General features: G+C 64.6%; 23 protein-coding genes. 18 read left to right on the forward strand and 5 right to left on the reverse strand.

The window, feature by feature from the left end:
* The first annotated feature begins 8 nt into the window (after positions 1-8).
* The 13 genes from rpiB to LB310_RS13165 all read left to right on the forward strand — a co-directional run bounded on the left by rpiB (position 9) and on the right by LB310_RS13165 (position 10,551).
* The gene (rpiB, locus tag LB310_RS13105; RefSeq protein WP_278807222.1) at positions 9-449 is read left to right on the forward strand and encodes a ribose 5-phosphate isomerase B; all 441 of its coding nucleotides are present in this window, start codon (positions 9-11) and stop codon (positions 447-449) included.
* Between the two features lie 114 nt (positions 450-563).
* Positions 564-1,820 carry a serine hydroxymethyltransferase gene (gene glyA / locus LB310_RS13110; protein ID WP_301155164.1) on the forward strand — a complete coding sequence of 419 codons (1,257 nt, stop codon included), beginning with the start codon at positions 564-566 and terminating at the stop codon, positions 1,818-1,820.
* Between the two features lie 19 nt (positions 1,821-1,839).
* Complete coding sequence (gene upp / locus LB310_RS13115; protein ID WP_278807224.1) at positions 1,840-2,481, forward strand: uracil phosphoribosyltransferase; 642 nt, start codon at positions 1,840-1,842, stop codon at positions 2,479-2,481.
* A 249-nt stretch (positions 2,482-2,730) separates the two neighbouring features.
* Positions 2,731-3,192, forward strand: coding sequence for a cytidine/deoxycytidylate deaminase family protein (locus tag LB310_RS13120; RefSeq protein WP_015540410.1), 462 nt, complete (start codon positions 2,731-2,733; stop codon positions 3,190-3,192).
* A 268-nt stretch (positions 3,193-3,460) separates the two neighbouring features.
* Positions 3,461-3,742 (forward strand): hypothetical protein, encoded by a 282-nt coding sequence (locus LB310_RS13125; protein WP_278807111.1) that lies wholly within the window; start codon positions 3,461-3,463, stop codon positions 3,740-3,742.
* Positions 3,743-3,760: 18 nt separating this feature from the next.
* Entirely contained in the window at positions 3,761-4,546 is a 786-nt protein-coding gene (gene atpB / locus LB310_RS13130) for a F0F1 ATP synthase subunit A (protein ID WP_087191460.1), read from the forward strand.
* A 147-nt stretch (positions 4,547-4,693) separates the two neighbouring features.
* Complete coding sequence (atpE, locus tag LB310_RS13135; RefSeq protein WP_041239754.1) at positions 4,694-4,912, forward strand: ATP synthase F0 subunit C; 219 nt, start codon at positions 4,694-4,696, stop codon at positions 4,910-4,912.
* 52 nt (positions 4,913-4,964) lie between these two features.
* A complete protein-coding gene (gene atpF / locus LB310_RS13140; protein WP_301155165.1) occupies positions 4,965-5,582 on the forward strand; it encodes a F0F1 ATP synthase subunit B in 618 nt (205 codons plus the stop codon).
* Positions 5,583-5,610: 28 nt separating this feature from the next.
* A complete protein-coding gene (atpH, locus tag LB310_RS13145; RefSeq protein ID WP_301155166.1) occupies positions 5,611-6,150 on the forward strand; it encodes an ATP synthase F1 subunit delta in 540 nt (179 codons plus the stop codon).
* Positions 6,144-7,715 (forward strand): F0F1 ATP synthase subunit alpha, encoded by a 1,572-nt coding sequence (gene atpA / locus LB310_RS13150; RefSeq protein ID WP_154270391.1) that lies wholly within the window; start codon positions 6,144-6,146, stop codon positions 7,713-7,715. Before atpH ends, atpA begins: the two co-directional genes overlap by 7 nt.
* A gap of 12 nt (positions 7,716-7,727) precedes the next feature.
* Positions 7,728-8,657, forward strand: a complete 930-nt coding sequence (gene atpG / locus LB310_RS13155) for an ATP synthase F1 subunit gamma (protein WP_087191458.1) — start codon at positions 7,728-7,730, stop codon at positions 8,655-8,657.
* A complete protein-coding gene (gene atpD, locus LB310_RS13160) occupies positions 8,658-10,106 on the forward strand; it encodes a F0F1 ATP synthase subunit beta (protein ID WP_015540406.1) in 1,449 nt (482 codons plus the stop codon).
* On the forward strand, positions 10,099-10,551 hold the full coding sequence (locus LB310_RS13165; RefSeq protein WP_096228087.1) for a F0F1 ATP synthase subunit epsilon: 453 nt from the start codon (positions 10,099-10,101) through the stop codon (positions 10,549-10,551). Before atpD ends, LB310_RS13165 begins: the two co-directional genes overlap by 8 nt.
* Positions 10,552-10,624: 73 nt before the next feature.
* On the opposite strand, the gene LB310_RS13170 is transcribed toward LB310_RS13165, so the two are convergent.
* The 3 genes from LB310_RS13170 to LB310_RS13180 all read right to left on the reverse strand — a co-directional run bounded on the left by LB310_RS13170 (position 10,625) and on the right by LB310_RS13180 (position 12,647).
* Positions 10,625-10,894: a type II toxin-antitoxin system RelE/ParE family toxin gene (locus LB310_RS13170; protein WP_278807104.1), complete on the reverse strand. Its 270-nt coding sequence runs from the start codon at positions 10,892-10,894 to the stop codon at positions 10,625-10,627.
* A complete protein-coding gene (locus LB310_RS13175) occupies positions 10,887-11,171 on the reverse strand; it encodes a hypothetical protein (protein ID WP_278807102.1) in 285 nt (94 codons plus the stop codon). The genes LB310_RS13170 and LB310_RS13175 overlap by 8 nt, the downstream gene beginning before the upstream one ends.
* Before the next feature lie 99 nt (positions 11,172-11,270).
* Complete coding sequence (locus LB310_RS13180) at positions 11,271-12,647, reverse strand: helix-turn-helix transcriptional regulator (protein ID WP_278807101.1); 1,377 nt, start codon at positions 12,645-12,647, stop codon at positions 11,271-11,273.
* Between the two features lie 305 nt (positions 12,648-12,952).
* On the opposite strand from LB310_RS13180, the gene LB310_RS13185 reads away from it, so the two are divergent.
* The 4 genes from LB310_RS13185 (at position 12,953) to LB310_RS13200 (ending at position 16,396) form a co-directional block, all read left to right on the forward strand.
* Positions 12,953-15,187, forward strand: coding sequence for a molybdopterin-dependent oxidoreductase (locus LB310_RS13185; RefSeq protein ID WP_087191453.1), 2,235 nt, complete (start codon positions 12,953-12,955; stop codon positions 15,185-15,187).
* A gap of 3 nt (positions 15,188-15,190) precedes the next feature.
* Complete coding sequence (locus tag LB310_RS13190; RefSeq protein WP_278807099.1) at positions 15,191-15,532, forward strand: oxidoreductase; 342 nt, start codon at positions 15,191-15,193, stop codon at positions 15,530-15,532.
* A 53-nt stretch (positions 15,533-15,585) separates the two neighbouring features.
* Entirely contained in the window at positions 15,586-16,116 is a 531-nt protein-coding gene (locus tag LB310_RS13195) for a hypothetical protein (protein WP_096228093.1), read from the forward strand.
* Between the two features lie 73 nt (positions 16,117-16,189).
* Positions 16,190-16,396, forward strand: coding sequence for a hypothetical protein (locus tag LB310_RS13200; RefSeq protein ID WP_096228094.1), 207 nt, complete (start codon positions 16,190-16,192; stop codon positions 16,394-16,396).
* A gap of 299 nt (positions 16,397-16,695) precedes the next feature.
* Here the strand turns inward: LB310_RS13200 and LB310_RS13205 are convergent, their stop codons facing one another.
* Complete coding sequence (locus LB310_RS13205) at positions 16,696-17,421, reverse strand: B3/4 domain-containing protein (RefSeq protein WP_096228095.1); 726 nt, start codon at positions 17,419-17,421, stop codon at positions 16,696-16,698.
* Positions 17,422-17,438: 17 nt separating this feature from the next.
* Complete coding sequence (locus LB310_RS13210; RefSeq protein ID WP_096228096.1) at positions 17,439-17,930, reverse strand: pyridoxamine 5'-phosphate oxidase family protein; 492 nt, start codon at positions 17,928-17,930, stop codon at positions 17,439-17,441.
* A gap of 264 nt (positions 17,931-18,194) precedes the next feature.
* Here LB310_RS13210 and LB310_RS13215 point away from each other — a divergent pair, with 264 nt between their 5' ends.
* Positions 18,195-19,043, forward strand: a complete 849-nt coding sequence (locus tag LB310_RS13215; protein ID WP_278807095.1) for a tyrosine-type recombinase/integrase — start codon at positions 18,195-18,197, stop codon at positions 19,041-19,043.
* Positions 19,044-19,224 lie beyond the last annotated feature (181 nt).

Consider the following 19,224-nt stretch of genomic DNA (forward strand, 5'->3'; position numbering starts at 1 on the left):
AACCGCCCATGAACATCAGCATCGCCAGCGACCACGCGGGCTTCGAGCAGAAGCAGGCGCTCGCGGCGTACCTGCGCGACCAAGGCCACGAGGTCATCGACCGCGGCCCCGGCAACGACGACCGCGTGGACTACCCGGACTTCGCCGAGCTCGTCGCGCGCGACGTGGCGGGCGGTGCGGCCGAGCGCGGCGTGCTCGTGTGCGGCACGGGCATCGGCATGGCCGTGGCCGCGAACAAGGTGGACGGCATCCGCGCCGTGAACGTCATTAACCCGCAGTTCGCCGAGCTGTCGCGCGAGCACAACGACGCGAACGTCGTCACGCTCTCCGGCCGCTTCGTGGACGAGGAGACGAACCGTGCCATCCTCGACGCATTCCTCGCCACCCCCTTCGGGGAGGGCCGCCACGCCGGCCGCGTGGCGAAGATCATGGCTCTCGAAGCCAAGTGAGGTCGAACCGACGGCCCGCGCCCGCTCAACCGGCGCGGGCCGTTGTGCTAGCATAAGTCGCGACATCAGCGACCCCGCTTTCGCGAACCGCACCCGTATCCGAAAGGAACCGCCATGCCCTTGACCTACCTGCCCGAGCAAGACCCCGCCGTCGCCGACGCCCTGCGCCAGGAGCTCGCCCGCGAGCGCGACTCCGTGGAGCTCATCGCCTCGGAGAACTTCACGTCTCCCGCCGTCCTCGAGGCCGTGGGCAGCGTGCTCACGAACAAGTACGCCGAGGGCTATCCCCGCAAGCGCTACTACGGCGGCTGCGAGAAGGTCGACATCGTGGAGGACCTCGCCCGCGACCGCGCCTGCGCGCTGTTCGGCGCGAGCTTCGCGAACGTCCAGCCCCACTGCGGCGCGAACGCGAACCTGGGCGCGTACGAGGCGCTCATCGAGCTGGGCGACACGGTGCTCGGCATGAGCCTGGCCGAGGGCGGCCACCTCACGCACGGCTCGCCCGTGAACTTCTCCGGCCGTCACTACAACTTCGCCAGCTACGGCGTGGACCCCGAGACGGAAACGATCGACTACGACGAGGTGGAGCGCATCGCCAAGGAGGTTCGCCCGAAGCTCATCGTGGGCGGCGCGAGCGCGTACCCGCGCATCATCGACTTCGAGCGCATGGCCGCCATCGCGCGCGAGGTGGGCGCGTACTTCATGGTGGACATGGCCCACATCGCCGGCCTCGTGGCCGCGGGCGCGCACCCGAGCCCCGTGCCGCACGCCGACGTGGTCACGTCCACCAGCCACAAAACGCTGCGCGGCCCGCGCGGCGGCTTCATCCTCTCGAACGACGAGGACATCGCCAAGCGCGTGGACAAGGCCGTGTTCCCCGGTTCGCAGGGCGGCCCGCTCATGCACGTCATCGCCGGCAAGGCCGTCGCGTTCGGCGAGGCCGCGCAACCCTCCTACAAAGAGTACATCGGCCAGGTGGTGGAGAACGCCGCGCGCCTCGGCCAGGGCATGATGGACGGGGGCCTGCGCCTCGTGTCCGGCGGCACCGACAACCACCTGTGCCTCGTGGACCTCACGCCCGCCGACGTCACCGGCAAGGATGCCGAGAAGCTGCTCGAGGGCGTGGGCCTCACGGTGAACAAGAACTCCATCCCCAACGAGCCGCGCAGCCCGTTCGTCACGAGCGGCATCCGCGTGGGAAGCGCCGCTGCCACCACCCGCGGCTTCACGGCCGACGACTTCTACGAGGTGGGCCAGCTCATCGCCGCCACGGTGTTCAATGCCGAAAGCGCTGCCTTGCTCGCCGACATCCGCGCCAAGGTGGACGCGCTCCTGGCCGCCCACCCGCTCTACCCCGAACTCGACTACTAGGAACGAGGAGCGCATCCCTATGACGAAAGAGTACGACCGCGTCACCGTCGTCGACCATCCCATGGTGCAGCACAAGCTGTCGAAGCTGCGCAACAAGGACACCTCGTCCAAGGACTTCCGCGCCCTCGTGCGCGAGCTGGCCATGTTCGAGGGCTACGAGGCCACGCGCGACCTGGCCCTCGAGGACGTGGAGGTGGAGACCCCCATCTGCAAGACCACGTGCAAGCAGGTTGCCGGCAAGAAGATGGTGATCGTGCCCATCCTGCGCGCCGGCCTCGGCATGGTGGAGGGCCTCCAGGAGCTCATGCCCTCCACGTTCGTCGGCCATCTGGGCATGTACCGCGACCCCGACACCCACGAGCCGCACGAGTACTACGCGAAGCTCCCCGACAGCATCGCCCAGCGCGACGTGCTCGTGGTGGATCCCATGCTCGCCACCGGCGGCTCCGCCACCGCGGCCATCCACTACCTGCGCGAGCAGGGCGTGAAGAACATCAAGCTCGTCGTCCTCGTGGCGGCGCCCGTGGGCATCGAGACCGTCCTCGCCGCCGACCCGGACGTCCAGATCTACACCTGCGCCATTGACGAGTGCCTCAACGACCACGCCTACATCGTCCCCGGCCTGGGCGACGCCGGCGACCGCATCTTCGGCACGAAGTAGGAGAACCCCGCAGGTCGAACCCCTCCCAAACGGGAGAGCAGATCCATGAACCCCCCGAGCCGGAGAGCGCTCTGCGCGACTCCGGCCCGGTCCGCGGCAACGGAGAAGGCGGAAGGGCGGCGCGGCGCTCACCAAGCGAGTTCCGCACGAGCCGAAACGTCCACTGGACGTTTCGTGCGAGCAGGACTGCCGAGCGACTGGGCGTTGCGCCGCCCTTCCGCCGCCCCACAGGTTGAAAGGAAGCGCGACATGACCGAGACGATCGATCACCGCCCCAGCTGGGACGAGTACTTCATGAAGCTGGCGAACGAAGTCGCCACCCGCACCACCTGCATGCGCCGCGGGGTGGGGGCCGTCATCGTGAAGGACCGCCGCATCCTGGCCACCGGCTACAACGGCGTGCCCACCGGCATGCGCCACTGCGCCGAGACCGGCTGCCTGCGCCAGCAGCTCGGCGTGCCCAGCGGCCAGCGTCACGAGATCTGCCGCGGCCTGCACGCCGAGCAGAACGCCATCATCCAGGCGGCGCGCTACGGCATCAACATCACGGGCGCGTCCATCTACGTGAACACGCAGCCCTGCGTCGTGTGCGCCAAGATGCTCATCAACGCCGGCATCGAGGAGATCGTCTACCAGAACCCGTATCCCGACGAGCTGGCCATGTCCATGCTCGAGGAAGCCGGCATGAAGCTGCGCGTGTTCGAGGGGTAGGATGCGGAGAGGACGGAGAGAGGACGGCGTCCGGTCCTGAAATGGGGTTATTCACCTATCAATTAGTTCCCCCTCCGCTTCTCTCCGAATATACAGTTTCATCCCTCCGCTCCCTAGGGTTTATTCAGTTTTCTGCCGGATTTATCCACCACTCACCCGAAAATCGGATGTTTTTGTTACCTTCTCGTAGAATAAATCGAACGTTCCGTTATCATACGTACCGGTTTAATAGGGTGCGTCTGCAAGCGCATGGATTTGAAAGCAGGCTATGGTACTAGCGATCGTTTTGGGGGCGTTGTCCGGGGTGCTCGGCGTTTTGCCGCTGTTTCTCGGATTGCGAATGACGAGGCGGGTGACCGACACCAGCAACTTGGGCCATGCAGGCGCCCTGATGCTCGGTGTGCTGTTGTCGTTCGTCATCCTTTTCCTCGGAGCCATCGCCTGCGTCGTCCTTGCGCGCGACCTGGCGGTGCCCTTCGTCTTGGCGGAAGCGGCGGTGCTCGTTGCCTGCGCAATCGGCTACGGCGTATATACATTTGTACGGAAGTAGGATGGGAAGGTAAGACACGTGAATCCACTTGATCAACTAGCGGCCGAGGTGCCCCATCTGCAGCATTCGTTCGACCCGGCCTTTGTGTTCGGCTCGGGCTCGTTCGGCATGACCCAGTACGTGCTGTGGATGATCATCTGCTTCGTCATCACGCTCATCGTCGTGCTGACGGCGGGGAAGCGCCTCACGCTCATCCCCACGAACAAGTTCACGAACATGGTCGAGTACGGCTACGAGTTCGTGAAGAAAGACATGGGCGAGAGCGCCATCGGCCACGGCTACAAGAAGCACATCCCGTTCTTGGCCACGCTGTTCTTCTTCATTCTCATCAGCAACTTCGTGGGCCTCATCCCCGGCTGCAAGACGCCCACCGGCTCCATCTCCATCACGTGGGCCCTCGCCGCCATCTCGTTCGTGTACTTCATCTTCTACGGCATCAAGGTCAAGGGCCTGGGCGGCTATCTCAAGTCGTTCGCGCCGGCCGGCCTGCCCGTGGTCATGGTGCCCATCGTGTGGTTCCTGGAGCTCTTCTCCACGGTGCTGCGCGTGCTCACGCTCGCCGTGCGACTCTACGGCAACATGTTCGCCGGCCACATGGTGCTCGGCATCTTCGCCTTGCTCACCAGCGTGTTCATCGGCTCCGCCATCCAGGGCGCGGGCGTTGCGGTGGGCGGCATATCCATCGCCTGGATGCTGTTCCTGTTCGCCATGTACGCGCTCGAGGTGCTGGTCGCGTTCCTGCAGGCCTACGTGTTCACCATCCTGAGCGCGGTGTACATCGGCTTGGCGACGTCCGACCACTAGGAGATCGTCCCCGCTGGCCGCGCGAGCGGGCGGCATCGCGCCTAGGGCGCGGAACCACGGTTCATACCGGCACTCCACGGCCGGTTGACATAAACAGGTTGTCCAAAGTCTCCGAGGTTGGCTCGGAAACGGTAAAAGGAGGAAATTGTGGAAACTACCATCGTTCTTGCGGCTCTGAAGCTCGTGGGCTACGGCCTGTCGACCATCGGCCCCGGCGTCGGCATCGGCATCGCCTGCTATGGCTGCTGCGTCGCGACCGCCCGCCAGCCCGAACTGCAGGGTCGTCTGTTCACGAACTTCATCATCGGCGCCGCCCTCGCCGAGGCCCTCGGCCTCATCGGCTTCGTTCTGACCTTCATCGTGTAACTCGGCCTTATTCGGACATATTTGCCGCAAGAAGGCTAAAGGAGGTTACAACGTGAAAGACAGAGCGAAAAAAGCATCGACTCGCATGGGGGCTGCCGCAGTTGCCGGCGCCGGCATGACGTTTGCTTTTCCCGCGCTCGCGTTCGCCAGTGAGGAGGAGGCAGGCGGCATCAGCGCCATCCTGCCCGACATGGCGGAGTTCATCCCCATGCTCGTCATCTTCATCTTGCTGTGGATCGTCCTCGCGAAGCTCGGCTGGCCCAAGTTCGAGGCCATGCTGTCCAAGCGCGAGACGATGATCAAAGATGCCCTCGAGAAGTCCGAAGAGGCCCGCATCGAGAGCGAGCGGGTGCTCGAGGAGTACCGGGTGCAGCTGGCCGATGCCAAGGCCCAGGCGGCCCAGATCGTGGCCGACGCCAAGCAGACCGGCGAAGCCGCCAAGGCCGACATCACGGCCAAGGCCCAGTCCGAGGCGACCGACATGATCGCCAAGGCGCGCACGGCCATCGAGGCGGAGAAGAAGGCTGCCATCGCCGAGCTCCAGAGTTCCGTCGCCGACACGTCCGTCGCGGTTGCGGCGCGCCTCATCGGCGAGGACCTCTCGGAGAGCGAGCATCGCAAGATGATCGAGCGCTACGTGAACGAGGCGGGCAGTTTCGATGCCAACTAATCGTCTTATCGTCAAAGAGGAAGTGGCAGTGTATGCCGCCGTCCTGTTCGATGGGGCGTTCGAGGCGGGCGGCCAGGAGGCGGTCCTCGAGGTGCGCGACCAGATGGTCCGCGTCGCCGAGGCCATGCGCACGAACATGGAGCTGTCCGTTGCCTTGTCAGACCCGGGCTACACGCCCGAGCAGCGGGGCGAGCTTGCCAGGAACGTGTTCGCTGGCTGCAACCCGGTCCTGCTCGACGTGCTGGCGGTTCTGGCCGAACGGGGCGACGCCGCGCTGCTGCCCCGCGTGCTCGAGAACTACGCAGAGCAGCTGCAGAGCAAGTTGAACCTGTGCGTGGTGGACGTTACGACGGCGGTTCCGCTGGACGACGCCCTGCGACGCATCATTACGGAAAAAGCCGAAGCCGATCTGGACACGAACGTCGTCCTGCGCGAGAGCGTCGACAAGTCCATATTGGGCGGCATCATCATGAGCACGAACGGGAAGCGCATCGACGCCAGCGTGGCGTCCCAGCTCGACCATGCCCGCAACGTGCTCAAAACGACTACAGATGGAGGTGAATGCTAGTGACTGAAATCACCGCTAAGTCCATTGACGATGCGTTGCGCAAGCAGCTTGACGCCCTGAAGGTCAACATCGAGTCTCGCGAGGTCGGAACCGTTATCCAAATCGGCGACGGCATCGCCCGCGTCGACGGCCTGCGCGACGCCATGGCAGGCGAGCTCCTCGAATTCGTCGGCCAGGGCGGCAAGACCGTTTACGGTCTGGCCCAGAACCTCGAAGAAGACGAGGTCGGCGCCGTGCTTCTCGGCGATGTCACGGCAATCAGGGAGAACGACCAGGTCCGCACGACCGGCCGTATCGTGGAAGTTCCGTCGGGCAGGGAGATGCTCGGCCGCGTGGTCAACCCGCTCGGCATGCCCATCGACGGCAAGGGCCCCATCAAGGCCGAGGGCATGCGCCCCGTGGAGTTCAAGGCCCCCGGCGTTATCGCCCGCAAGCCGGTGCACGAGCCCATGCAGACGGGCATCCTGGCCATCGACTCGATGATCCCCGTCGGCCGCGGCCAGCGCGAGCTCATCATCGGCGACCGCCAGACCGGCAAGACCGCCATTGCGGTTGATGCTATCATCAACCAAAAGGGCAAGGATATGATCTGCATCTACGTGGCTATCGGCCAGAAGGCCTCCACGGTTGCCGGCATCGTCGAGACGCTCGAGCGCCATGGCGCCATGGACTATACGATCATCGTGTCGGCCTCTGCGTCCGACTCCGCGCCGCTGCAGTACATCGCCCCCATGGCGGGTGCCGCCATCGGCGAGTTCTTCATGTACAACGGCGAGGACGGCAAGCCGGCCTCCGCCGAGAACCCGGGCCGCCACGTGCTGTGCGTCTACGACGACCTGTCCAAGCAGGCTGTGGCCTACCGCCAGATGTCGCTGACCCTTCGTCGTCCTCCGGGACGCGAGGCGTACCCCGGCGACGTGTTCTACCTGCACTCGCGCCTGCTTGAGCGCGCGGTGAAGATGAACGACGAGAACGGTGCGGGCTCCCTCACGGCGCTCCCCATCATCGAGACGCAGGCCGGCGACGTGTCCGCCTACATCCCGACGAACGTCATCTCCATCACCGACGGTCAGATCTTCCTGCAGACCGACCTGTTCTTCCAGGGCCAGCGCCCGGCTGTCGACGTGGGCATCTCCGTGTCGCGAGTCGGCGGCTCCGCGCAGATCAAGGCTATGAAGCAGGTTGCCGGCTCGCTGCGCCTCGACCTCGCCTCCTATCGCGAGCTGCAGGCGTTCACGCAGTTCGGCAGCGACTTGGACAAGGCCACGCAGGACCAGCTGAACCGCGGTGCCCACATGACCGAGCTGCTGAAGCAGGGTCGCTACAACCCCATGCCGGTCGAGGAGCAGGCGGTGTCCATCTACGCAGGCGGGCACGGCTACCTCGACGACATCCCGGTGGGCGACGTCGTGCGTTTCCGCGGCGAGCTGCTCGATTACATCCGCGCCTCCAAGCCGGAGATCTTCGAGAACATTGTGAAGGAGCAGAAGTTTACCGACGCGATCGAAACCGAGCTGAACGCTGCCATCGAGGCCTTCAAGCTGACGTTCTCGGCTTCGGCTTAAGGCAGGTAGACCATGCCCAACCTTCACGACATAGAACGGCGCATCAACTCCGTCTCCTCGACGAAGCAGATCACGCGTACCATGGAAATGGTTGCGGCTGCCAAGATCCGCCGCGCCTCGGAGCGGGTGTACAACGCCCTTCCGTGGGCGAGCGCCATCTCGGAGATGCTCATTTCCACGGCGAAGTACGCACCGCTCGACTCCGAGCCGCTGCTCGCCACGCATGACGAGGTCAAGCGCGCTCTGATCGTGGTCATCGCGTCCGATCGCGGGCTTGCCGGCGGGTTCAACAGCAACGTGCTGCGCCATGCCGAGAAGCTCATCAAGGAGAAGGAGCGCCAGGGCATCGAGGTCGAGATCGTCGCCTGCGGCAAGAAGGCCATCGGGTACTTCAGCTATCGCAACATCGTGCCGATTTTCGAGTTCCGCGACCTCTCGGCCGACCCGACGTACGAGGAGGCGGCCGAGATCTCGCAGTTCGCCGGCGACAGCTACCGCGAGGGCAAGCTCGACGAGGTCATCATCGTGTTCAACCATGCGAAGAACGCGGCCGAGCAGCGGTTGATCGAGCAGCAGGTGCTGCCCATCAACACCACGAGCTACGCCGAGCTTCTGGGCCTGGCTCCCAAGGAGAAGGACTACTTCGAGCATTTCCGCGAGAAGGACCTCGACCACCTGCCCGGAGACATCGACTTCGAGCCCGATGCCGAATCGGTCATGCACTATCTGATGCGCGCCTACCTGCGCAACACGTTCTACTACGCGCTCATCGACTCGGCGGCTGCCGAGCAGGGCGCGCGCCGCACCGCAATGAAGTCGGCGACCGACAACGCCAACGAGATGGTCAACACCCTGACCCGCGTGTACAACCGCGTGCGTCAGGGCGCTATCACGACCGAGATCTCGGAGATCGTTGGCGGCGCCGCAGCTTTGGAGGAATAAATGGCTGAAACCAAGAACACTGCATCGGCCACGGGCGCGACCGGACGCATTGTCCGCATCGTCGGCGCTGTCGTCGACGTTGAGTTTCCGCCGGATCAAATGCCGGCGATCTACAACGCCCTGACCGTGGATGCAACGACCCCCATCGGGGAAGTGAAGACTGTGCTGGAGGTGCAGACGCACCTCCCGGGCGACCTCGTCCGCACCGTCGCCATGTCGTCCACCGACGGCATGGTGCGCGGGCTCGAGGTCGTCGACACCGGCAACCCCATCATGATGCCCGTGGGCCCGAACACGCTGGGCCGCATCTGGAACGTGATCGGCGAGCCGGTCGACGGCAAGCCCATGCCCGAGGTCGCCGAGTGGATGCCCATCCACCACCCGGCCCCGGACTACGACACGCTGACCACCACGACGGAGATCTTCGAGACCGGCATCAAGGTCGTCGACCTCATCGAGCCCTACGTCAAGGGCGGCAAGACGGGCCTGTTCGGCGGCGCCGGCGTCGGCAAGACCGTTATCATCCAGGAGCTCATCAACAACCTGGCCCAGGAGCACGGCGGCACGTCGGTGTTCACGGGCGTGGGCGAGCGTACCCGCGAGGGCACCGACCTGTTCCTCGAGATGAGCGAGTCCGGCGTCATCGACAAGACCTGCCTGGTGTACGGCCAGATGAATGAGCCTCCGGGAGCGCGTCTGCGCGTGGGCCTGGCGGGCCTGACCGAGGCCGAGTACTTCCGTGACCAGGGCCAGGACGTGCTGCTGTTCATCGACAACATCTTCCGCTTCACGCAGGCCGGCTCCGAGGTGTCCGCACTTCTCGGCCGTATGCCCTCTGCCGTTGGCTACCAGCCCACGCTGGCAACCGAGATGGGCGACCTGCAGGAGCGCATCACGTCCACCGAGACCGGCTCCATCACCTCGGTACAGGCCGTGTACGTGCCCGCCGACGACTTGACCGACCCTGCGCCGGCCACGACGTTCACCCACCTCGACGCGAAGACGGTTCTGTCCCGTTCCATCGCCGAGCTGGGCATCTACCCGGCCGTCGACCCGCTGGAGTCCACCTCCCGCGCGCTCGACCCGGAGATCGTGGGCGAGGAGCACTACCGCGTGGCCGTGGGCGTGCAGGAGGTGCTGCAGAACTACAAGGACCTGCAGGACATCATCGCCATCCTCGGCATGGACGAGCTCTCCGAGGAGCAGAAGCTCGTCGTGAACCGCGCCCGCAAGATCCAGAAGTACCTGGGCCAGCCGTTCCATGTGGCCGAGGTCTTCACCGGCAACCCCGGCAAGTACGTGAAGATGGAGGATACCATCCGCTCGTTCGCCGAGATCCTCGACGGCAAGTGCGACCATATCCCCGAGCAGTGCTTCGTGTACAAGGGCGCCATCGAGGACGTGTACGCGGCCTACGAGGAAATGACGAAGGAAGAAGCTCATGCCTAATCTGCTTTGCATGGTGGCTACGCCGACGCGCGAGCTGTTCTCGGGAGAGATCGCCTACGCGGACGTCCCGGGTTCCGAGGGCAACTACGGCGTGCTGAGCGGCCATGAGATGCTCGTGGCCAAGAACAGCCCCGGCGTCCTCACGCTCTGGATGGATGCCGCCGGCAACGAGAAGCGCCGTTTCGCCCTCTACGAGGGTGCAACGCAGGTGTACGCGGACCGTTTGACCGTCCTTGCGCGCTTCGGCGTCGATGCGGACAGCATCGACGTGGAGGCGGTCCGCAAGAAGGCCGACGGGATGCGGGAGCGCGTCGCCGAGCTCGAGGCGAAGCATGCCGACGATCCCGAGGTGGAGTCCTACGGCGCCATCTTGGAGACGTCCCGGGCGCGTCTTGCCTGGTACGAGACCCAGCTGCGCGTGGCGGAAGGCGCACCTGCCAAATAGCGCGCCGCCGCATCACAAGGGTACCAACCGAGGAGGGGGGGGCAGCTTGGCTGTCCCCCTCCTTTCATGTCTTTTACCAAGCCGCCCGTTCGTGGTCGAGGCCGAGGACGTAGACTGCGTCTTCGGTTGGGCGGTACTCGTAGATGACGAGGAACGGTTTCACTACCAGCTTTCTGACCTGATCGCCATACAGCTGGCTGATGAACGCCGGAAGGTTTCGCGAGCTGAGCTCGGGAAAGTTGCCCAGCAGGTCGATGGTGCCGCGTATCTCGGCGAGCTTGCCCTCAAGCGCGACGACGCGCGCATCTTCGATGAAGCCTTCCGTGAAAACAAGCTCAGGCATGGGTTCGCCTCTCGATCTCGGCGAATGCCGCCTCGCTTCCGCGATACACATTGCCTGCGGCGATGTCGGCATGTCCACGCTTGACGATGGAGGCGATTCTTGCCTCGTAGGCGGCCTGATCCGCTACCTCCTTCATCCTCTGCTCGTACACCTCCTCCGAGCAGAACACGAACGCGCCGGCGCCGTTCTCGGTGATGCGCACGATTCCCTTGCGCGCGGCTTCCTTGACCTCGCCTTGCTTCTTCTGGAGGGCAGTGACGGGATAGATGGGTTCCATGGCAAGCCTCCTTTTCGCTTGCGAGGAGCATAGCAGGATAGAGGATTATTGTATATACTGTTCGCTATACAATAAGCAACCTTTTATCCGGTTGCACCCCTATGCGTCGTCGGGGTTCGCGGCCTCGATGGCGTCGAGGAGCTCCTCGCGGGAGTTGATGCCCATCTTCTTGTAGATGTTGTACGTGTGCGACTTCACGGTGTGGCTGGAGATGCACAGCTTGTTCTGGATGTGCTCGATGCCGCGGCCCTTCGCCATGAGGAAGAACACCTCGGTCTCGCGCGCGGAGAGCTTGGCCTCGCGCGCCACCACGGTGCAGCGGGCCTTCCAGCGGCCCTGCTCGTGCTCGGGAGTCTCGGCGGCATCGTCGTCGTCGGCAGGACGGCGGCTCGGGGCGAACGTGATGAACGCGGCCAGCACCACCACCAGCCCCAGCGCCACACCCGAGAGCACGGCGTAGTTCGTGACGCCGGTGGCCGCCGGCAGCAAACCCAGCGCGAAGCCCGCCGCCATCCCGGCGCCGAGCACGCCCTGGCTCATTCCCACGAAGTACAGGGGCGCCGCATGCCGGTTGTGCGCCGTGTGCACCTCGAAGGCCATGCTCACCACCACCAGGAACACGTAAACGGCCAAAAGCAGCAGGTTCGACAGCGCGTACACCGGCCCGGTGAACAGCGCCATGGACACGAGCGACACCACGAGGAACGGGAACACCATGCGCAGCACGTCGATCTGGCGCATGCGCCCGGCGAAGCGGTGCATGAACGCGAGCGCCGCCAGCGCGCCGGCCAACGCGAACCCGGCGATGCCGGCGAACAGCAGCGGATCGCCGGCCAATTGCGTGATAGAACCGGCTCCGAGGCCGAACACGATGCCGTACACGAGGTAGATGACGCCGAACGCCCACGAGAGGCCCGCCTTCTCCTGGGAGACGGCCAGCGGTATGCGCAGGCCCTCGTCCGGCCCCGCCTCGTGCGCCACCACGCGCTCGACGCCCAGGCTTACTAGAGGGCACACCACGAGCATGACGATGCTGAAGTAGGACGGCAGCAGGTTGATGATGAGGTAGAGGAAGCCGCCGCAGGCGGTGGAGAGCGCCATGCAGCGCGCCACCGACCGCTCGTCGAGGCGCGAGACCGCGGGCATCCAGCTGAACAGCAGGCATCCCAGGCCGGCCCCCGAAAGCCCCCATGCCGCGAGGTCGAAGGCGAGCGGCAACGGCATGCCGAGCGCCGCATAGGCCGTGGGCGACACGGCGGCGATGACGCAGAATGCCGCCACGAACCCCGTCATGGCCCGTCGTGCACGGGGCGACGGCAACCCCTCGGGAGCACGCGACATCGTGAGGCAGCAGGCCCCGAAACCGATGAAGAACGCGATGCGCAGGGCCAAGTGGTACCACAGCCGGTCGATGCCGGGATCCAAGAACGAGTTGCGCATGAGCATGGCGAAGAAGCAGGCCCAGAAGAGCGCCATGCCTCCCACCATGGTGAGAAGCATGGTGGGAGATACGCTCTGACGTGGTGTTTCGCAGCTATTCAGACTTTTTTCCATAGGCGTTCGCGCGGCCCCCTCCCGCATATCGCCGAGGCCCCTCCGAAGAAACCAGACGATTTGTCGATGGCGCCCATGATAAACGGTCTCTAGGATCGTGGCAAGGAAAGGCACCGCCGCCGCCCGGGGACCCGAAAGCGGGGAACAGGACGGGGAGGCCCCTCGGGGCCACCTCCCGCAGAGAGCGGGGCGGGTGCATCCGAGACGAAAGGACGAGGAGGCAAGGTATGGCTGAGGAGTATCGAACCGTGCAGCACGACAAGCCGTTCCAGTACGAGGAAGGCGGCTACCAGGTCACGCGCGGCTGCGCATGGACGGGCCCGGGCTGCCACCTGGGCTGCGGCGTCATCATGTACCAGGATGCCGAGGGCAAGCTGGCCAAGTGCGAGGGCGACCCGGAGGACCCGTGGACGAACGGCCGCCTGTGCATGCGCTGCCTTGACGTGCCCGAGGTGACGCACCACAAGGAGCGCCTGCAGTATCCCATGAAGCGCGCCCGCGAGGACCGCGGCCTCGACAAGTGGGAGCGCATCTCCTGGGACGAGGCCTACGACCTCATCACCGACGAGTTCATGGCCATGAAGGAGAAGTACGGCGCCGAGTCCGTCATCTTCGCGCAGGGCACCGGCCGCGACATCGCCGCGTACATCACGCGCCTGTCCTGGTCGTTCGGCAGCCCGAACTACACGGGCCTGCTTTCGGGCCAGGCGTGCTACCTGCCGCGCATCGCCGGCATGGCCGCCACGACGGGCGCGCCGTGGATCCCCGACGCCGCCCAGCAGTTCCCCGAGCGCTACGACCACCCCGACTACGAGGTGCCCGAGGTCATGTTCGTGTGGGGCAACTACCCGCTGAAGTCGAACATCGAGGGCTTCTACGGCCACTGGGTCATCGACCTCATGAAGCGCGGCATGAAGCTGGTCACGGTGGACCCGAAGGTCACGTGGCTGGCGTCGAAGTCCGAGCTGCACCTGCGCGTGCGCCCCGGCACCGACGCGGCGCTGGCGCTGGGCATGATGAAGGTCATCATCGAGGAGGACCTCTACGACCACGAGTTCGTCGACAACTGGTGCTACGGCTTCGACGAGCTGGCCGAGCGCGCCAAGGAGTTCGACGTGAAGCGCGTGAGCGAGATCACGTGGGTGCCCGAGGAGAAGATCATCGCCGCCGCCCGCATGCTGGGCAACGCGAAGAACTCCACGCTGCAGTGGGGCGTGGCCGTTGACATGACCCGCGAGGCCATGCCGGCCGGTCAGGCCATCCTCGCCCTCTGGGAGATCACGGGCAACATGGAGCGTCCCGGCGGCATGATCGTGGCGCCGGAGATCCTGTCGGTGGCCGGCGGCTGGGGCCGCGAGATCCTGGGCCCGGAGCAGGAGGCCAAGCGCATCGGCATCAAGGACTACCCGCTGTACAACTTCGGGTTCGCCGTGTCGCAGCCCGACGAGACCGTGAAGACCATCGAGACGGGCGTGCCGTACGAGATCCACGGCGCTTGGCTCCAGACCACCAACCCCATTGCCTGCATGGGCGCCGACCCGCAGCGTTTGTACAAGGCTCTGAACAAGCTGGACTTCATCGTGGTGGTGGACCTGTTCAAGACGCCGACCATCGCCGCTTTGGCCGACGTGGTGCTGCCGGCCTGCACGTTCCCCGAGCGCAACGGCATCGCGTTCGTGTCTGGCGCGCAGCGCGGCTCCACCATCAACAAGGTGACGGACGTGGGCGAGTGCCGAAGCGACATGCAGATCAACCTTGAGCTCGGCAAGCGCTGGAACCCCGAGGCGTGGCCGTGGGACAACGTGGACGAGATGTTCACCGACATGCTCAAGCCCACCGACATGAGCTTCGAGGAGCTGCAGCAGGTGGCCCCGGCCTACCAGCCCATCGAGTACTACCGCTACAAGACGGGCAAGCTGCGCAAGGACGGCCAGCCCGGCTTCAACACGCCCACGGGACGCATCGAGCTGTGGAGCAACTTCTACAACCAGGCCGGCCTCGACCCGCTGCCCTACTTCGAGGAGCCCGAGCCCGGCCCCGGTTCCACTCCGGACCTCATGGACGAGTACCCGCTGGTCATGACGAGCGGCGCGCGCACCTGGGGCATGTTCCACTCCGAGCATCGCCAGATCGAGCGCATGCGCCACTACCGCCCGTGGCCCCTCATGGAGATCCATCCCGAGACGGCCGCCAAGTACGGCATCAAGGACGGCGACTGGGTGTGGATGGAGGGCCCCATGGGCCGCGCCAAGCGCAAGGCGAAGCTCACGCCCGTCATGGACCGCCGCATCGTGTCGTGCGACCACGGCTGGTGGTTCCCCGAGGGCGACCCGGAGAAGTTCTACGACGTGTTCGACCTGAACATCAACAACACGCTGCCGTGGATCCCGGGCAAGAGCGGCTTCGGCTCGAACTACAAGAGCTCTATCTGCAAGATCTACAAAGTGGAAGAGGGGGAATAGACCATGGCTAAGTACGGAATCCTGACCGATGCGCAGTGGTGCTCGGGCTGCCACAGCTGCGAGGTGGCCTGCCAGATGGAGCACGGCCTGCCCGTGGGCGAGACCGGCATCAAAGTGGTGAAGATCGGCCCGTGGGCCATCGGCGACGAGGCCGACGAGAACTGGCAGTTCAGCTATCTGCCCATCCCCACGAAGCAGTGCGACACCTGCGCCGCGCGCCGCGGTTTGGGAAAGGTGCCCACCTGCGTGCAGCACTGCCAGTCGCAGTGCTTGGAGTTCGGCTCGATCGACGAGCTGTCCCAGCGCATGGACGTGAAGCAGAAGACGCTGTTCGTGGTGGCGTAAAGGGGCTTACGCGGCGGGCCCGCCTCGTGCGGGCCCGCGGACAAGGAGCGGATATGCATTCCAAGAAGTACTACATCGTGTACGGCCTGTTCTTCTCGTTCATCGTGGCGGCGGTGCTGTGCCTGTGCCTGACCATCATGCAGGGCATGCCGCACATCGACCCCGTGTTCTACCTGATGAGCTTCGGCGTGGCGTTCGTCACCTCGTTCGTGGTCACGGCTGTGATCCCGCTGGCGCGCATCGCCGCGGCGTGCGCCGTGTACTACGACGCCAAGCCGGGCAGCGTGGCGTTCCGGCTCATCCAGAACGTGTTCTTCAGCACGCTCATCATGTTCGTGCTGGGCATCGTCATGACGGCCTTCATGACGGGCGTGGGCGAGGTGCAGACCATGAGCGCCATGACCGGGCAGATGATGGGCACGAACCTGTTCGACCGGTTCGTGAGCCTGTGCCTGCAGTTCTGGCCGACCATCGTGATCGTGGCGTTTTTGTCCGACCCGGCCGCCGGCGGTTTGGCCGGGCTGCTGGTGAAGGAGAACCCCGCCGAGGTTGCTGCTGCGGCGAAGCAGGCGCCGGCTGCCTAGGCGCTGCGGTTCGGGTTTTGATAAGGTGAGGGAGCCGGCCGCGAGCCGGCTCCCCGCGTTTGAAAGGAGCGACATGGCAGATTACGACGGCCGCGCGCTAAGCCAGAAGCTGGCGTCCCCGTCGCCTGACGAGATCGACGAGGTCATCGACGCCGTGACGGGCGCCACATGGGGCGAGCGCAACCGCATCATGGAGACGCGCTTCGCCGCGCGCCTGAACGACAACCCCGCCGCCGTTCCCGCCTTCAGCCCGCCAGGCACCCCGCTGCCCCGCGGGTGAGGGCTGAGGAGCTGCGGCAACAATGCTCGCTGAGTGGAGCTGCTATGGAGAGCGTTCTCGTAGAGTGTCAAAAGGTAGGAATCGAGAGGTTCTTGTAGAGGTGATTCCCCCGATCGCCCATTTCGGCGAACCCGCATCATGACAGGGGGACACATGACAGGGGGACACATGACAGGGGGACACATGACAGGGGGACACATGACAGGGGGACACGCATGACAGGGGGACAGGTGCCTTGTCATGCGGTCGTCTCTTCCGGGTCGAGCGCCGGTCGACCCGCGAGAAGCGGTCGGGGCAACCTATCCGGCGATAATCACCTCGGGGTTCGCGCGGTCTGCGATGGCGCGCGTCTCTATCGTCGCTCCCAGGTAGCGTTCCATGAGTTGCGCGAACTCGTCGAGCGCCGCCTCCAGGTCGGCGCGGCGCGTGGGATCGACGCACTCCATGACCAGGATGGCGTTCGCGGAATCGTCCTTGAGCGCCGAGCGCTGCCCGTCGCGCCAGTTCCAGCAGCGGCACACGGCGCCCTCGTCGTCGCGGTAGCAGAGCTCGCCGGGAAGCGTGGGATCCTCCGCGTCCTCGCCGATGGGCAAAAACGCATCGCCGCCCTCGGTCAGGCCCAAACGGAAGTCGCCGACGAACGAGTCCACGTCCTCGCCGCCCACGGGTAAGGCGTACTTCAGCGAGACGGCGTTGTAGATGTCCACCGACGGCGTGATCGAGCCCACAGGGTTGCCCTTCAGCACCCGCTTGAGCAGGTTCTCCACCGAGCAGCGCGCGCCCTTCTTCGTCTTGAACTTCTGGAACGCCTCGCGCCACACGCGCACAACCTCGTTCTCGGAGATCGTGTTGCTGGTGAGGTGCTGATCGGCGGTGGCGTTGGCTTCGCGCAGTAGCTTCGCGATGGCGGCCGCGTCCTCGGCCGGCACGTCGTTGGCCGACTTCATGCCGCGCACCACCAAGATGCCGATGGCCGCGTCGGGGAACAGCTCCCAGAACGATTCCTCCGCGATGAACTTCTGCATATCGTTTACCTTCCTCCTTACCGGCCGAGGCGTCGCGCGCCCTTGCCGCGCACCTCTTCGAGGTCGACGGCCCAGATGGCCGTGTCGTCGATCTCGCGGGCGATGCCCTCGCCGATCTTGTCCTTGTGCTCGGGCAGGTACTTCATGCACAGCGCCACCAGCACCTTGCGCATCGCGGCGCCGTCCTCCACGCGGCGCACCCGCCCGCGCGCGATGACCGAGGCGAAGCGCGTGGTGAAGAAGTCGTCCTCGTAGCAGGGCTCGACCTCGGTGGCCACCGTCACGCACGCGCGGCCGTCGCGAGCGAAGTTGTCCAGCTTGTGCCCGGCCTTGTTCGTGGTGTGGAAGCACAGCGCGCCGTCCAGCATCACGTAGGACAGCGGCACGCCGTAGGGCATCCCGTCCACGTCCACCGTGGACACGACGCAGAACTCGCCGGCTTCCAGCACCTCGAGCGCCTCGCTGGCGGACAGCTCGCGATCCTTCGCAAGCAGGGGGTAGTCGATCATGGTTCCTCTCCTTTCGCGGGCGCTTCCGCGCCTTTGCGCTCTACGGCCTTGCCGAGCACGATCTTTTCCCCATTATAGCCAACCTTCGGCGGTCCCCGCATCGTGACCCCTGTCGAGCGTCGCGCTTCGCCGGTATCCTCCTGTGCGCCCCTTGCGCTCCGCCGTATCCTCCTCCCGTTCCAGCCAACCTCCCCTTGCGTTCGAAACGGTGTGATATAAGTAGCGTGGCCCCACTCGGGGCAACGTTGAATCCCGAAAAGGAGCATGATGGAGATACCGGTTTTGAACGAAGGGCAGCTGGATAGATTCAGGCTGCACCTCATTGAGGAAGAGCGATCGCCGAACACGATCGAGAAGTATTCGAGGGACGTGCGGGCCCTGCTCGCGCACTTCCCCGGCGAGGTGGGGTTCACTAAGGAGATGATCCTCGATTATAAACAATGCTTGTTGGAGAAGTACAAAACTACCAGCGTCAACAGCATGCTGGTGGCGATAAACCAGTTCTTCCGCTTCTGCAAGCGAGAGGATTTGCGGGTAAAGCTGGTGAAGGTGCAGCGATCCACCTTCCGGGAGCACCGTCGCGAGCTTTCGCTGGTTGAGTACAAGCGGCTGGTGAGGGCTGCCCAGTTGAAGAAGAAGGAGCGCTTGAGCCTGCTGATCCAAGCCATTTGCAGCACAGGCATCCGCGTGAGCGAGCACCGCTTCATCACGGTCGAGTCGCTGCGCAAGGGTGTGGTGCGCATCGTCGGGAAAGGGAAGGAACGTACCGTGTTCCTTCCCGACAAGCTGCGCAAGATGCTGTTGGACTATTGCCGGCGCAAGGGCATCTCTTCAGGTCCCGTGTTCGTGACCCGGTACGGAAACCCCCTTAATAGGTGCAACATTTGGGCGGAGATGAAAGCGCTGTGCGCGTCCGCTGGCGTTGAGTCGACAAAGTGCTTCCCCCATAACCTGCGTCATCTTTTTGCCTTGTCTTACTATCGGCTGGAGAAGGACGTGGTGCGGCTCGCCGACATTCTAGGCCATGCCAGCATCGAGACCACGCGCATCTACACATCGACTACCGATACGGAATGCAGGCGCTCCTTGGAAAGATTGAGTCTGCTCGCATGAAGCACTGCATAATGAGCATTATGTAGTGGAACAATATTTGCAAATGATTCTACTTTCCCTGGTTGATTGAATTCTCGTAAGTTAACGTTTATGCAGATCAGATGGCTGTTTACCTCTACCTTTTCAATTTCGAGGTCGCGGCGTTCCGTCTATTACCTGCACTTTTTCAATCGACCGCCTT

It is taken from the genome of Gordonibacter sp. RACS_AR49 (assembly GCF_030418435.1).
Lineage (GTDB): Bacteria > Actinomycetota > Coriobacteriia > Coriobacteriales > Eggerthellaceae > Gordonibacter > Gordonibacter urolithinfaciens.